Origin of the sequence: Acidaminococcus sp. CAG:542 (genome assembly GCF_000437815.1) — a bacterium.
Classification (GTDB): Bacteria; Bacillota; Negativicutes; order Acidaminococcales; family Acidaminococcaceae; genus Acidaminococcus.
On sequence record NZ_FR902058.1, the window covers coordinates 13,162 to 27,334 of the forward strand.

Genomic DNA, 14,173 nt, shown 5'->3' on the forward strand with positions numbered 1-14,173 from the left:
TACTGCCACCGGCTGGTTCACAGAAACGGATCTCTTGAACATGATCGCCGTATCTGAATCCACTCCCGGCCCCATCGGGGTGAACACCGCCACCTATGTGGGCTATCACATTGCCGGGATCCCCGGGGCAGTGGACGCCACCTTCGGCCTGATCACCCCGTCGGTAATCGTGATCATCATCGTGTCCCAGTTCCTGAAGAAGTTCGGGGACAGCAAATACGTGAAAGCGGTAATGTACGGGCTCCGGGCCGCTTCCGCCGGTCTGATCGCCGCAGCGGGGCTCATGGTGGCCCGGGTGACCCTGCTCCATCCGGAAGCCTGGAAGCAGGGTGACCTGGCCGGGGTGCTGAATGGCCGTTCCCTCCTTCTGGCCCTGGTACTGGTGTTCCTTACCGGGAAATACAAAAAGGTACACCCCATCGCCTTCCTGGCTGCCTCGGCTGTAGTGGGCGTGGTCTTCGGGTTTGGACAGTAAGAAAGGATCACCCCACCCCTTTCTTCACATACTCCAGGAACTTCTTCAGGGCCGGGGAAGCCTGGGCCAGGCTGGGCAGAGCCATGCCCAGTTCCAGCCGGTCCGGGGTGGCAAAGGGCAGCACCTTTACCTTTCCGTTCCACCGGCGGCTGCTGAAGGCGTTGTCCATGGACAGCCCCAGTCCCGCCTCCACCATGGTCCAGCAGGTGTACATGTTGCTGGTGGTGAACCGGAAATCCGGATGGACCTGGTATTTATCCAGGAACAGGTCCGTGTCTGTTTCCTGCTGGGGCAGGGGTTCGATAAAAGGCTGGCCTTCCAGGTCCTCCGGCAGGAGGGCCTTTTTTTGTGCCAGAGGATGGTCTTCCGGCACCCAGGCCACCAGCCGATCCTCATACAGAGGCACCCAGTCCCCCTGGTACCCGGGATGGCGGCTGAACAGGCAGCAGCTGAGCCGGTGTTCCCGGAGCCCCTCCAGCAGGGTTTGGTTCCCGGCTTCCTGGACATGGACCCGGATCCCCGGATAATCCTTCTGGAACTCCCGGAGGATCCCCGGCAGCCAGCAGGAGGCAATGCTGTAGTAGCTGCCCACGAACAGTTCCCCCTGGTCCAGGCCCAGGATCCCGTTGCACTGTTCCCGTATCTGCCGGCTCCAGTAGAGCAGTCCCCGTATGGACGGCAGCAGTCCCTCCCCTTCCCGGGTCAGCCGTACCCCCTGGGAGGTCCGGGCCAATAGCGGGAAGCCCACTTCCCGTTCCAGACTGTCCAGCATCCGGGTCAGCCCGGAGGGAGAATAGCCCAGCGACCGGGCCGCTGCCGTAATGCTCCCCTGCTCCGCTGCCTGGACCAGGGCCTGGTATTTTTCCGTATCCATGAAATCCCTCCTGTTCTGCTTTTTGCATTGCGTTTTCAGCAACAGTATATTGCAGAATGTGCGCTTCCTGCAACACCTTTTTCTTTTTATAATGGAACCAGAAAGAAAAAAAATTACAGGGAGGTCTTAGTATGAAACCCACTGCCGCCAAAATCCTTATGGCGCTGATCATCCTGACCCGGAGCAGTGCCTTTCTCTTTTCCAAATTCATCATGGAGGAACTGACGCCGTTCCAGGCTTTGGGGTACCGGTTCATCCTGGCATTCCTGGTGATGGCCCTGGTGCTCCGCCGCCCTCTGGTCCGGGCCTGGGACGAACACCGGAGCCTGGGCCGGAAGAGCCTGCTCCTGGGGCTCCTGCTGTTTGCCGTCATGGGATGCGAAATGCGCAGCCTGCTTACGGCGGAAATCCATACCGTGGCCTTCCTGGAAAACCTGTCCCTGGCCCTGGTGCCTCTGTTCCTGGCCCTGTGGTACCGGCGGCTCCCCGGTGACCGGATTCTCCAGGGAGTGGGCTTCATCCTGCTGGGGGTGGCGGCCCTTACCATCGGCACCGCCGGGTTCACCCTGGCAGGCGGCGAAGGCTGGGCCCTTTTGGCGGCAGTTTTCTACGCCGGGTACATCATCTCTATCGGGAAACTGTCCCATTCCGCTGACCCTCTGGCCCTGGGCACCCTCCAGATGGGCATCATGGGACTCATGAGCTTCGGTGCGGCCCTGGTGCTGGACGGGGGGATCCCGGTGCCCCAGGCAGCTCTTACCTGGCAGTCCCTGGCCTTCCAGGTGCTGGTGTGCAGCTGCTTCGGTTTTGCCTTCCAGCCCAAGGCCCAGCGGTATCTGACCCCGGAAGAAGCGGGGCTCTACTGTGCCATCAATCCTCTGTTCGCCAGCCTCCTGGGCCACTGGGTCCTGGGAGAGACCTTCGGCCCCGCCGGGATCCTGGGAGCGGTGTATATCCTCACCGGGCTGGGGTTTGTGAATTGGAAGGGTCTGTCGCAAGAGCGACAGACCTGTCAGCGGTCAGCTGTCAACGGGCAAAGGAAGCCAGCACCGCTGGCTTTTAAACACCAGAAAAAGAGAGGCTGCCTCAGACAGCCTCTCTTTTTTTCTTTTCCATATATCTCAGCCGCAGGCTCAGGAAGGCAGCGGAGAAGAAGATTCCGGTAATGAGCCCCAGCCAGTAGCCGTCCGGGCCCTTTTCCAGCCCATGGTCCAGGAACAGGCCGAAGGGCAGGGCGATGCCCCAGTAGGCAGCCAGAGCGGAATAGAAAGTGGCTTTTACGTCCTTGTACCCCCGGAGCACCCCCTGGATGGGAGCGGCGGTGCTGTCAAAGAACTGGAAGGCCACGGCAAAGGTCAGGAAGTGCATGATGGGTTCCAGCAGATTGGGGTCGGAGGTATAGAGCCGGGCGATGAGCCCCCGTCCCAAAAACAGGCAGCAGCCGAAAAAAGCCCCGATCAGGATGTTGGACAGCCGTCCCGTGTCCGCATAGGCCTTGGCCTGGACAAAATCCCGGGCTCCCACATAGGCCCCCACAATAATGGTAAGGGACAGGGAAAAGCTCAGGGGCACCATGTACAGCATGTTGCAGAAACTCATGGCCGCCTGGTTGGCCGCCACGGCAATGGTGCCGAACCGGGACACCAGGAGACATTCCACCCCGAAGAAGCTGGTTTCCAGGAAAATGGCCAGCCCCATGGGAATGCCGATCCGGAGATGTTCCCGGACATGATGGAAAGAAAAGCCGGAAGTCCGGAACACGTGGAAATCCCGGAACACCTTCAGCCGAAGCACCAGCAGGGCAAAGGACAGGCAAAGGAGCCAGCAGGTAATGGCCGTCCCCACCCCGGCTCCCGGACCGCCCAAGGCAGGGGCTCCCAGTTTGCCGAAGATGAAGATATAGTTCATGCAGGCGTTCACCGGCATGGTGAGCAGGAACAGCTTCATGGTCACCTGGGTGTAGCCCAGGGTATCCACAAAAGATCGGAGGATGCTGGCACAGAACAGGGGGAGGATTCCCCAGGCCACAAAGCCCAGATACCGGAAGGCCACGGTACGGACTTCCGGAGCCAGGCTCATGGTGTCCAGGATCCGGGGCAGCAGCTGGGAGCCGGCCCCGATTACCGTCACCGCCAGGGCGCAGGCCAGGGCCAGGCCGCTGACCACGGCGCCGGAGATTTTGTGGAATTCCCGGGCGCCCCGGTAATTGGCCACAATGGGAGTCAGGGCCTGGAGGATGCCATTGAGACCGGTGAACACCGGCATCCAAACATTGGTACCGATAGCCACCCCGGCCAGCTGGACAGTGCCTGCATGGCCGCTCATCACCGTGTCGAACAGGCTCATGCCGGTGATGCACAGCTGGGTGATCAGGATGGGGATCATCACCCCCAGGATCTTTTTCAGACAGGAACGGAAGGTCCCGTTCCCCGCCATGGTCATTGCAGTCAACAAATCAACTCCTTTAAATCAAAAGGCTGCTGCCCGGGCAGCAGCCTCTTTTTTCACTTCATAAACTCAATATGCCTTTTCACATAGCCGTACATGATGTAGTTGGCCAGGGCGTTTTTTTCTTCTGTATCCGGGGTTTCTTCGTCCAGGGTAGCCACGAAATTCCGGTCGGCAGAATAATAGTAGGCCTTGCCTCCGAAATATCCCAGGGCATAGGGATGTGGCACTGGCTGGAGCAGATCCCGGCCCAAAAATTCTGCCGGCACTGGCTGGCCCAGCAGGGTCAGCAGAGTGGGTGCCATGTCTTCTTGGCTGGCGTACATGGTTTCATCCAGGTCCGCCAGAGGAGCCAGATTTTTGGAAACGAAGATCACCGGAATGGGAGCCACGCTCTGTTTGTCCTGGGGATTGCTTACCAGGGTCTTGTATTCCCCGCCGGAATGGGGGTTATGGTCCGAAGTGATGATGAACAGGGTCCTGTCATCCATCAGTCCCTGCTTCGAGGCTTCCTCAAAGAAATGCTGGATGGTCTTGTCCACCCAGTACATGCCGCAGACTGTGGCGGTCCCGTGGTCCCGGACATCTTCCGGCATCTCTGCATAGGTGTACCCGTAATAGGGATAGGGCTGATGCATGTCCAGGGTCTTGCACACCAGGAACAGTTTCTGGTCCCGGTGTTCCGCCAGGGTCTTCAGGGCCACATCGTACATTACGTCGTTGTGGAAGCCCCAGCCGCTGGCCCCCTTGTAGCCCATGTTCCCCAGGTCCTCCTTGGCCAGGTAGTGTTCCATGCCGAACTGGGCGGGATATTCCCGGTATTCGTTGGCATAGTACCGGCTGGAGGCATTGATGAAGTACCCTTCGTAGCCGGCCTGCTGGAGACTCCGGAACAGGGAGGGCTGCTTTTCGCCGGGCAGGTCCTTGTCATAGATCAGCTGGGACCGGAAGGTGGCGTTGAGCCCCTGGGTAGTGGGCACCGCAGAAGAATAGTAATGATCGATCCGGGGATACTTCTCCACCAGGGAATCCAGATAGGGCGTGGCATCCGCCGGGATGTTGGGATTGTAGTGATGGAGGTAGTCCCGATGGACGCTTTCCAGGATCAGCATCACCACCCGGTCGTAGGCCGGCTGCTTCTGGGGCACGATTTCCTGTTTGGGCAGGATCCCCAGTTCCGTCAGGGCTGCCTGGTCCTTGTCCGTCAGGGTCCGTTCCTGGTATTTCCAGGGATCATGGACCACCTTGTCGGTCTTGAAGAAGGCTTTCTGGAAGAAGTTCACGTTGATGGGATAAGCCACCATGGCCCGGGTGGGTTTCCGGCTCTTTTCCATATCCACTTCGATGTCCAGGCCGCTGACGCTGTCCGTGGCATGGTAGACCCCTTCTGCCAGCAGCAGGTAGGAGCCGTTGAGGCCCATGGCAAACAGCACCACGCACAAAAGGGACCAGGGCAGGTTGGGCTTGTGCCGCCGGGGATGGACCACCCGGAACAGGGGGACGAACACCAGCATCACGGCAGCGATCAGACCCAGCTGCCAGTTTTCCGTGGTGCTCAGGATCCCTTTGGCGGCGTAGATGTTCAGGTTGTCAAACAGCACGCTTTCCACGTGCATGGAGGTGTTCCAGAAATAGATCCCGTCTCCCAGGATCAGAAGGCAGGTCACATAGTAGACCAGGAAATAGACCGCCTTCATGGCCCGGTTGGGCCAGTGATGGTAGCACATGGCAGCCAGCAGCACCAACACGATGTTGTTGAACAGCCCGGCCAGCACCGAAAGCACCGTCATGAACCCGGGGTCCAGTTCCAGATAGCTGACCATGAACACCGCATCGATCAGATACAGGGTGCCCACCACCACCACCGGGAAATACCGTTTCACCCGGTCCCGGATCCGCCGGCGCTGGGCGTACAGGAACAGGACCACCCAGGACAGCAGCAGGTCCCGGCAGAAATAGTTCAGGGTGTGGTACCAGAATTCCGCCCAGGGAAAGGGTACGATTTCTTTCAAAAAGTTCCAGCGGTACCCGGCTTCCGCCAGAAAACTCAGGAGCACAAAGACTCCGTACAGGATTTTCTTTTTCACAACGCAGCCTCTCAGGATATGAATTGCAGGGATTTGGGCAGCAGGACAATGGAAAGAGGGGAATTGACCACCGCATCCCCGTCCAGTTCCGCCGCGAATTTACTTACATTGCACCGGACATCCACCTGGGTGGCGGGATAGATTTCCACGCTTTTGTCCAGGGTCAGCATGTCTGCGGCAATCAGTGCCGTATACCGGAGGAAGTCCACACAGCGGCCCTTGGTGAACAGGCACACATGCATGGTGGGATTGGACAGGGAGCCTCCGTTGACCAGAGAGAACCGGCCGGCATAGTACCGGCTTTTGGTGACGATCACCGAACTGGCCTGGTGCCACACCCCGTCCCCGTTGATCATCACCTGGAACCGGTATTTCCAGTTGTGGAGCAGCATTTCATTCCCCAGCACCCGGCCGCTCTGACGCACATAGGCCAGGGTGGACAGGTACTTTTTCTGTTTGGGGGTCACCTGCTGGACCACCATGGAATCCACCCCGATCCCGGCCACGGTGAGGAAGATCCGGTCGTTGGCCTTGCCCAGGCACACCGGGGTGGTGACTCCTTTGGAAACCCGGTACATCCAGTTGTGCACATCGGTTTTCTGCATCAGTTCCTTGGCCACCAGGTTCACGGTTCCTGCCGGATAGATGCTTACATAGGGCCAGTAGTCCTGGTCCACGCATTCTTCCACCAGGGCCCGGAGGGTGCCGTCTCCCCCAGCCACGATCACCCACTGGATCTGTTCTGCACAGATCTTTTTTCCCACAGCCTGGGTTTCCGCAAAGGTGCCCACGGTCACATACTGGAACTTTTCCGCACCGTACAGCCGCATCAGCTGCCGGGCAATGCTTTCCACATTGCTGTGGATCCCGCTGAAGAAGGTCTGCTTGCCGGAATTGCGGTTGTGGACCAGAAGGACTTTCTGGAATCCTTCAATATCGACTTTATGACGAAGCATGTGCATCTCCACCTACTCTTTTTCTTCCATTATTCCGTGTAAATCCATTTTTTCCTTGAAAAATAATTCCAAACCGTCACCAGTGCCGAAGCCCCCACTTTGGATCCCATCACCGGCAGACCCAGGCTGCCTACAAACAGCCGCATAAGCAGCACGTTGTACAACAGCCCCAGGGTGGACACCAGGAGTACCAGGGAAAATTCCTTTCCTTTGCTGTAACGGACTCCGCTGGTGAACACCCAGATGTTGGTGGCGATGTAGTGGCACACCGTGGAACAAAGGTAAGCCGCCGCTGTGGCTACAAGATAGTTCCAGCCCCAGTGACTGTTGAACAGATAGACCAGGGCCCACTCAAACAAAGCAGCCGTGCCCCCGATGCAGAGATAACAGAGGACACGGATCTTTTCACTTTTGGATTTCTGGAGCATTTCAGTGCCCCATCAGCTGATACAGCAGCATGACCACCACTCCCGGGATTCCGAAGAAGCCGGCCACCAGAGCTGAAATGAAGTGGATGGGAATGGTCACTCCGAAAAGGCCTCCCAGGATGTTGAACAGCCACAGCAGCACCACCCCGCAGATCCCGTTCCACAGGAGCTTCAGGGAGAGAGAGAACATATTGATGATCAGGAACAGGACAACCAGGGCTGCCCCGCCCACCAGCCATATTTCCATATTGTTTAACCGCCTTTTCTGCATAATCCGTTTTTTTTAGGAAGTCTTCTGCCTGCCGGAAAGGATCAGATTTCCCGCCGGTTTTCCAGAGCTTTGTACAAAGTCAGTTCATCGGCATATTCCAGATCCCCGCCCACCGGAAGCCCATGGGCGATCCGGCTCACCTTCACCCCGGTGGGGCGGATCAGCCCGGCCAGATAGTTGGCTGTGGCTTCCCCTTCCACATCGGAATTGGTGGCAATGATCACTTCCTTCACCGTCCCCTTCTGGAGCCGGAGCAGCAGTTCCCGAATCTTCAGCTGATCCGGGCCCACCCCGTCCAGAGGAGACAGGACCCCGTGGAGCACATGGTACAGGCCCTGGTAGCCCCGGGTCCTTTCCATGGCCGCCACATCCTGGGGCTGTTCCACCACGCACACCAGGCTCCGGTCCCGTTTTTCATCCTGACAGATTTCACACAGATCCCCTTCGCACAGGTCAAAGCACTGACGGCAGAGATGGACATTGTCCTTTACGTCCAGGAGAGCCCGGGCCAGTTCCTCCACATCTTCCCGCTTCATGTCCAGCACATGGTAGGCCAGACGCAGGGCCGATTTGGAGCCGATTCCCGGCAGGCGCCGCAGCTGTTCGTGGAGCCGTGCCAGGGGTTTTACCATCCGCATGCCTGAGACCGTTCCTTAAAACATCCCCGGCAGCTTCAATCCGCCAGTCACTTTGCCCAGTTCCTTTTCCGTCATTTCGTCCACTTTCTTCATGGCATCATTGACAGCGGTGACGATCAGGTCCTGGAGCATTTCCACATCCTCCGGATCCACTGCATCCGGGGACAGGGTCAGGCTCACCAGGTTCTTGTTCCCGTTGACCACAGCTTTGACGGCTTCGCCGCCGGCGGTGCCTTCCACTTCCCGTTCCTTCAGTTCTTCCTGGAGCTTGGTCATTTCGCTCTGCATCTTCTGTACTTTCTTCAGCATGCCCTGCATGCCGTTCATTGCCATTCCACCTTTGAACATTTGGTTTCCTCCTTATGTCCCAACAGGGACCTTGTTTTATTCTTTATAGACTTCTCCGCCGAAAACCTGCATGGCTTTCTTCACACCCTCAGGGAGTTCCCCTGGTTTGACCGGGTGAGGGGCGGGACTTGCTGATTGGCTGGCCGGAGAAGGGGCCGGAACAGGTTCCGGTATTTCCTCTTCCTCCGGCGGTTCAGGGGGCAGCGGGATTTCCTCCTCCGGAGGCGCCGGAGGTTCCGGCATGGGCTCCGGAACGGGAGGAGGCGGCGGTGCCGCCTGGACCGGTGCCGGTGCAGCCGCCGGTTTCTCCTGGGGCCGGTGGAGGGAAATCTCCCCCTCCTGCTGGACCACCTGGAGCCCGATAGGCTGCCCCACCGCTTCCTTCAGGATATCCTGGATCAGATTCCGGAAGGAAGGTTCTTCCATTTTTTCCTTTCCATAGGCGGAGCTGACGGCCAGGAGCAGTTCCTGGTCCTGGTAATCCGCTACCCGGGCCATTTCCGCATAGACCAGGAAAGTCCGCTTCCGGCGCCGCTTCAGGCCCTGGAGCACCAGCTGCCACAGCTGCTGGGCCTTGGCCCGTCCGCTGCCGTCAAACTGCACTTCCCCGGCAGCAGGTTCCGGCCGGGCCGGCTGTACAGGCTGTACAGCCGGGGCCGGTGGTGCCGGGGGCGCAGCCGGTTCCGCCGCGGGAGCGGCGGGAACGGTCTCCTGGGGCCGCCGGGCTTCTTCCTGCCGGGCGGCTGCCGCCATCCGGGCAAAGGCATCCTGTACCCCGGAATTCGACCTGGCAGCCGTGGGGACAGGAGATGCCGGCCGGGATACGGAGGCCTGTACGGCTGCCGGCCGGATCACCGGGGCTGCAGTCGGTGCCGCCGTGATGCCTCCCTTCCGGAGGGCGGCCACCTGCTGTTCCAGACTGTCGATCCGGGCCAGGAGAGCCGCCTCCGTATGGCCCCGGGTTTCACACAAGTCAAAGAGGCACAGTTCCCCTACGATTTTCTTCCGCAGGGAGAATTTGCTTTCCCGGATGGCCTCGTGGATCCGCTCCACACTGGCCACAATCTGGCTGGAAGTAAAAAGGGCCGCCGTCTCCCCCAGGGCTTCCGGGGTATCCGTCAGGTAGATTTCCTGATACTCCCGGTCTGCCTGGTACAGCAGCAGGGCCCGGAAATATTCCAGCAGTTCCGCCAGGATCTGCTCCATTTCCTTGCCCTGTTCCAACAGCTGGCCCAGGGCATCCAGGGCCCCGGACAGATCCTTCTGGCCGATCCGGGTCACCAGTTCCCGGAGTTTTTCCCGGCCCACCAGGCCCAGCACCTGCCGGACCGTTTCCGCCGTAACAGGACTGGCCATGACACTGCACTGGTCCAGGAGACTCAGGGCATCCCGAAGTCCCCCGTCCGCCTGGATGGCCATGAGCCGCAGGGCTTCCGGTTCCGCCTGGATTTTGCTGCCGTTGGCCACTTTGGCCAGATGGGCTGCAATCTCGTCCACAGTGGCCCGGCGGAAGTCGAACCGCTGGCATCGGGACAGGATGGTATTGAGGATCTTCTGGGGCTCGGTGGTGGCCAGTATGAACACCACATGCTCCGGCGGTTCCTCCAGGGTTTTCAGCAGGGCATTGAAGGCATCGGTGGTGATCATGTGGACTTCGTCGATGATGTACACCTTGTACCGGCAGGAAGAAGGCGCAAAATACACCTGCTCCCGGAGTTTCCGGATTTCGTCGATGCCCCGGTTGGAAGCCGCGTCGATTTCCACCACATCCGGGCAGGTGCCTTCGGTGATTTCCCGGCAGCTTTCACAGTCGTTGCAGGGATGGGCTGTGGGGCCTTCCCTGCAGTTCAGGGCCTTGGCCAGGATCCGGGCGGTACTGGTCTTCCCGGTACCCCGGGGACCGGCAAACAGATAGGCATGGGAAATCCGCCCGGTTTCCAAGGCGTTGGTGAGGGCCTTCTTGATGGGACCCTGGCCCACCAGATCGTCAAAATCCTGGGGACGCCAGGTCCGGTACAATGCTACGTATGCCATCTTTCCCATCCTTTCTGCAGTGCTTCTTTGCTATTATACCTTTTTTCCATGGACGCTTTCAACAGGATTCTTTTCTTTTTTCAAAAATCCCTTGACAAAGAATGTAAAATTCGTTATACTAAATCTCGCAGTTGTCGTTCAGGCAGCTGAAAACTGAATAGCTGTCTGTCAGCAATTCAACCTGGAGAGTTGTCCGAGTGGTTGAAGGAGCACGCCTGGAAAGCGTGTATACGGGATAACCGTATCGAGGGTTCGAATCCCTCACTCTCCGCCATTTTTTATCCAATCAGCCGCGTCCAGCGGCTTTTATTTTTCCGGCGGACTGCAGGAGTGGGTCCTGCGCAATGGAGGCCTGTGAACCTTGTCAGGTCCGGAAGGAAGCAGCAATAAGCGGATACCCCCATGTGCCGCAGGGGTGCCTGCCCCTGCAGCCCGCCGGGAAAATAAAGGAAAAGAGCTGTCGCCCATAGGGCGGCGGCTCTTTTTTTGTCAGCTCTCAGTATACTTTAAGAACTTTTCCCGGATTCAGGATATCCTGGGGATCCAAGGCTTTTTTGATGGTTTCCATCATATAGAGTTCTCCCGGGTCCGCCAGCCGGGCCAGCTGCTTCACCTTTTTGGCCCCGATGCCATGTTCCCCGCTGAGCTTGCCGCCCAGGGCATAGATGTATTGATAGGCCTTTTCGTGGAAGGCATCCAGGGCCTCTTCCCATTCCCGGTCGGACAGATCTCCCTTCAGCATGGCGAAATGAAGGTTCCCGTCCCCGGCATGGGCCAGGGTGAACACCCGGAAGGGATATTTTTTGGCTTCCGCGGACAGTTCGTCCAGGGCCTGGGCGATTTTGTCCAGGGGCACCACAAAGTCGTCACTGGTCATGACCTTGCTCAGCACCCGGGCGGATTCCAGACAGTTCTTCCGGAGGGTCCACACCCGTTCATCGGCCATGGACACATCGGCCGCTCCGTGGCTCCGGCACAATTCGTCCAGTTTCAGCAGTTTTTTATCCAGTTCGTCCTCGTCGAAACTTTCCAGAGTCAGGATCACATAGGACCCATCCTCATAATGGCCCAGGTCCAGTTGGGAATAGTCGCTGGCGGACCGGACGAAGGCATTGTCCATGAATTCCACACTGGTGGGATTCAGCCCTTCCCGGAGCAGCACGGGCACAATGCCCGTAGCCTTGGCCTGGTCGGTGAAAATGGCCAGCACATCGGCTTTATAGGGAGCCTGGGGCAGCAGCTTCAGGGTCACTTCCGTAATGATGCCCAGGGTACCTTCGCTGCCGATTACCAGCTGATCCAGGCAGTAGCCGGTGGTGTTCTTCTTGCTCCGGGTGCCCAGACGGGCGATCTGCCCGTTGGGCAGCACCACTTCGATGGCATGGACCTGGTTCCGGGTGGTGCCGTACCGGACGGCCTTGTCTCCCCCAGCATTGGTGGCCAGGTTCCCGCCGATCAGGCAGCTGTCGGCGCTGCAGGGATCCCCGGCATAGAACAGGCCCTTTTCCCTGGCGGCCTGCTGGACGGCTGCGGTACGGGCCCCGGCCTGGGCCACAAGATACATGCCTTCCGGATCCACTTTCAGGATCCTGTCCATCCGTTCCATTAAAAGCACCAGGCCGCCGCACACGGGAATGGCCCCGTCCGATACGCTGGTGCCCCCGCTACGTGGCGTCACCGGAAACTGTTCCCGGTTGGCCAGTTTCAGGATGGCGGAAACCTCTTCCGTAGAGCCGGGAGCAGCCACTGCCTCCGGCAGATGGAACTTCCGGGGGTCGGTTTCCTCATCGGTCTTGTACTGTTCCAGGTGATCCGGATCCGTCCAGACATACTTCTCTCCTACAATGCTGCGCAGTGCGTCCAGGACTTTCCCGGTCATGGGTTGATAGATTTTCATGCTTCCTTCCTTCCTTCCTTCTTTCGCGGCCTCTGCAGTTTTTATACAGTAAAAAAGGGCTGCTGCACGAGCAGCAGCCCCATGGCTGGCGGATGGAGAGGGATTCGAACCCTCGGTACCTTGCGGTACACTTGATTTCGAGTCAAGCACCTTCGACCACTCGGACACCCATCCATGAGAGTTTTATTATACCATACTTACCGCCGTGCTTTCAAAAAATCCTGCAAAATTTTCCGGCACTCCTCCTCCATTACTCCGGCCGTTACCTGAGTCCGGAAGTTCAGAGAAGGATGGGCAGGCAGGTTGAACTGGGATCCGCAGGCCCCGGCGGCACTGTCCCAGGCCCCGTACACCAGCCGGCCCACCCGGGCATTCCAGATGGCTCCGGCGCACATGGGGCAGGGTTCCAGAGTCACATAGAGGGCGGTGTCGCTGAGCCGCCAGCGGCCCAGCTGCCGGCAGGCTTCCCGGAGCACCAGCACTTCCGCATGGGCAGTGGCGTCCCGGTCCTGCTCCCGGCGGTTGTGGTTCCGGGCCACCACCCGGCCCTCCCGGACCAGCACAGCCCCCACGGGGATTTCCCCTTCCCGGGCCGCCTGCCGGGCTTCCTCCAGGGCCATTTCCATGAAATGAACATCGGTCTGTCCGGCAAGCGAGTTCTTGGTAATCTGCGCCATCTTGTTTTTTCTCCTTTTCCAAAGATCCACTGGGGCGGCAGGCGGACCGTGCAGCAAACCCTCCTACTCCCTCTTGGTCAGCTTGTGCAGATCGTAAGGAGTATCCTGGTACACCACGTTCAGCCAGTTCAGGTAGAACAGATGGGCATAGCTGCACCATTTGAACAGAGGTTCCTGGGTGGTGTCGTCCGTGGGATAGTAGTGTTTGGGCAGGGAAGGATTCAGTCCCTTTTCCCGGTCCCGGACGTATTCATCCCGGAGGGTCATCCGGTCATATTCAAAATGGCCCATGACGAAGATCCGGCGCATGTCTTCCGTGGCACAGATGTTGATACCGTTTTCCACGCTGCGGCTGAGCACCTGGAGGTCCGGATTGCTGTACACCTTGGCGTCATCCACGGTGGTGTACCGGGACTGGGGAATGAAATACCGGTCGTCAAAGCCCCGGAGCAGCGGATGGTTCCGGACCGTGAGCCCATAGGGATAGATGCCGCAGAGCTTCTGGGGGAACATGATCTTCGGCACATCATAATAATAGTACAGGCCGGCCTGGGCGCCCCAACAGTAATGGAGCACGGAATACACATGGGTCCGGGCCCATTCCAGGTATTCCTCGATTTCTCCCCAGTATTCCACATCCTCGAATTCCAGTTTTTCCACAGGAGCCCCGGTGACAATGAGCCCATCGTAATACCGGTCCTGGACATCGCTGAATTCCAGGTAGGCGGATTCCAGGTAGGAATTGTCCGTATGGGTCCCCACCCGGCTCACCGGCCGGCAGAAATCGATTTCCAGCTGGAGGGGAGAATTCCCCAAAAGCCGGAGCAGCTGCACTTCCGTAGGCTTCTTCAAAGGCATCAGGTTCAGGATCAGGATCTTCAGAGGACGGATGTCCTGGGTCAGGGCCCGGTCATTGTCGATGGTGATGATATTTTCTTCACGCAGCTTTTCCTTGGCGGAAAGATGGCTGTCGATTTTGATTGGCATGGAAATCACTCCTTCTTCATGAATAAAAGGGATTGTCAAGAATTTTGTGTTTT

General features: G+C 58.7%; 14 protein-coding genes, 2 tRNA genes and 1 other RNA gene. 4 read left to right on the forward strand and 13 right to left on the reverse strand.

All coding sequences use genetic code 11. The annotated features are described in order from the left end of the window. On the forward strand, positions 1-475 hold a 475-nt coding region (locus tag QVO43_RS04540; RefSeq protein ID WP_288174518.1), incomplete at its 5' end, for a chromate transporter. Between the two features lie 7 nt (positions 476-482). Here the strand turns inward: QVO43_RS04540 and QVO43_RS04545 are convergent. Beyond that, positions 483-1,349 carry a LysR family transcriptional regulator gene (locus QVO43_RS04545; protein ID WP_022487398.1) on the reverse strand — a complete coding sequence of 289 codons (867 nt, stop codon included), beginning with the start codon at positions 1,347-1,349 and terminating at the stop codon, positions 483-485. Between the two features lie 131 nt (positions 1,350-1,480). On the opposite strand from QVO43_RS04545, the gene QVO43_RS04550 reads away from it, so the two are divergent. Further along, positions 1,481-2,515: a DMT family transporter gene (locus QVO43_RS04550; protein ID WP_022487399.1), complete on the forward strand. Its 1,035-nt coding sequence runs from the start codon at positions 1,481-1,483 to the stop codon at positions 2,513-2,515. On the opposite strand, the gene QVO43_RS04555 is transcribed toward QVO43_RS04550, so the two are convergent. From QVO43_RS04555 to dnaX, 8 genes are all read right to left on the reverse strand, one after another. Further along, positions 2,436-3,791 (reverse strand): MATE family efflux transporter, encoded by a 1,356-nt coding sequence (locus QVO43_RS04555; protein WP_154487866.1) that lies wholly within the window; start codon positions 3,789-3,791, stop codon positions 2,436-2,438. The two genes, QVO43_RS04550 and QVO43_RS04555, sit on opposite strands and share 80 nt — an antisense overlap. Positions 3,792-3,853: 62 nt before the next feature. Then, positions 3,854-5,884, reverse strand: a complete 2,031-nt coding sequence (locus QVO43_RS04560) for an LTA synthase family protein (protein ID WP_022487401.1) — start codon at positions 5,882-5,884, stop codon at positions 3,854-3,856. 11 nt (positions 5,885-5,895) lie between these two features. After that, the gene (locus tag QVO43_RS04565; RefSeq protein WP_288174519.1) at positions 5,896-6,840 is read right to left on the reverse strand and encodes a diacylglycerol/lipid kinase family protein; all 945 of its coding nucleotides are present in this window, start codon (positions 6,838-6,840) and stop codon (positions 5,896-5,898) included. Between the two features lie 29 nt (positions 6,841-6,869). Next, positions 6,870-7,268: a GtrA family protein gene (locus QVO43_RS04570; protein ID WP_022487403.1), complete on the reverse strand. Its 399-nt coding sequence runs from the start codon at positions 7,266-7,268 to the stop codon at positions 6,870-6,872. A gap of 1 nt (position 7,269) precedes the next feature. Beyond that, the gene (locus QVO43_RS04575) at positions 7,270-7,515 is read right to left on the reverse strand and encodes a pro-sigmaK processing inhibitor BofA family protein (protein WP_022487404.1); all 246 of its coding nucleotides are present in this window, start codon (positions 7,513-7,515) and stop codon (positions 7,270-7,272) included. Between the two features lie 65 nt (positions 7,516-7,580). After that, complete coding sequence (recR, locus tag QVO43_RS04580) at positions 7,581-8,177, reverse strand: recombination mediator RecR (RefSeq protein ID WP_022487405.1); 597 nt, start codon at positions 8,175-8,177, stop codon at positions 7,581-7,583. A 15-nt stretch (positions 8,178-8,192) separates the two neighbouring features. Then, positions 8,193-8,525 (reverse strand): YbaB/EbfC family nucleoid-associated protein, encoded by a 333-nt coding sequence (locus QVO43_RS04585; RefSeq protein ID WP_022487406.1) that lies wholly within the window; start codon positions 8,523-8,525, stop codon positions 8,193-8,195. A 36-nt stretch (positions 8,526-8,561) separates the two neighbouring features. Next, positions 8,562-10,559 (reverse strand): DNA polymerase III subunit gamma/tau, encoded by a 1,998-nt coding sequence (gene dnaX / locus QVO43_RS04590; protein ID WP_022487407.1) that lies wholly within the window; start codon positions 10,557-10,559, stop codon positions 8,562-8,564. A 183-nt stretch (positions 10,560-10,742) separates the two neighbouring features. On the opposite strand from dnaX, the gene QVO43_RS04595 reads away from it, so the two are divergent. Continuing rightward, positions 10,743-10,833: transfer RNA gene (locus QVO43_RS04595), tRNA-Ser, on the forward strand. Positions 10,834-10,887: 54 nt separating this feature from the next. Next, an RNA gene (gene ffs, locus QVO43_RS04600) (signal recognition particle sRNA small type) lies at positions 10,888-10,987 on the forward strand. A 68-nt stretch (positions 10,988-11,055) separates the two neighbouring features. Here the strand turns inward: ffs and QVO43_RS04605 are convergent. The 4 genes from QVO43_RS04605 to QVO43_RS04620 form a co-directional block, all read right to left on the reverse strand. Beyond that, positions 11,056-12,456, reverse strand: a complete 1,401-nt coding sequence (locus QVO43_RS04605; RefSeq protein WP_022487408.1) for an FAD-binding oxidoreductase — start codon at positions 12,454-12,456, stop codon at positions 11,056-11,058. 86 nt (positions 12,457-12,542) lie between these two features. Then, positions 12,543-12,630: transfer RNA gene (locus tag QVO43_RS04610), tRNA-Ser, on the reverse strand. A gap of 23 nt (positions 12,631-12,653) precedes the next feature. After that, positions 12,654-13,133: a tRNA adenosine(34) deaminase TadA gene (gene tadA / locus QVO43_RS04615; RefSeq protein ID WP_022487409.1), complete on the reverse strand. Its 480-nt coding sequence runs from the start codon at positions 13,131-13,133 to the stop codon at positions 12,654-12,656. A 63-nt stretch (positions 13,134-13,196) separates the two neighbouring features. Next, positions 13,197-14,120, reverse strand: coding sequence for a homoserine O-succinyltransferase (locus QVO43_RS04620; RefSeq protein ID WP_022487410.1), 924 nt, complete (start codon positions 14,118-14,120; stop codon positions 13,197-13,199). Positions 14,121-14,173 lie beyond the last annotated feature (53 nt).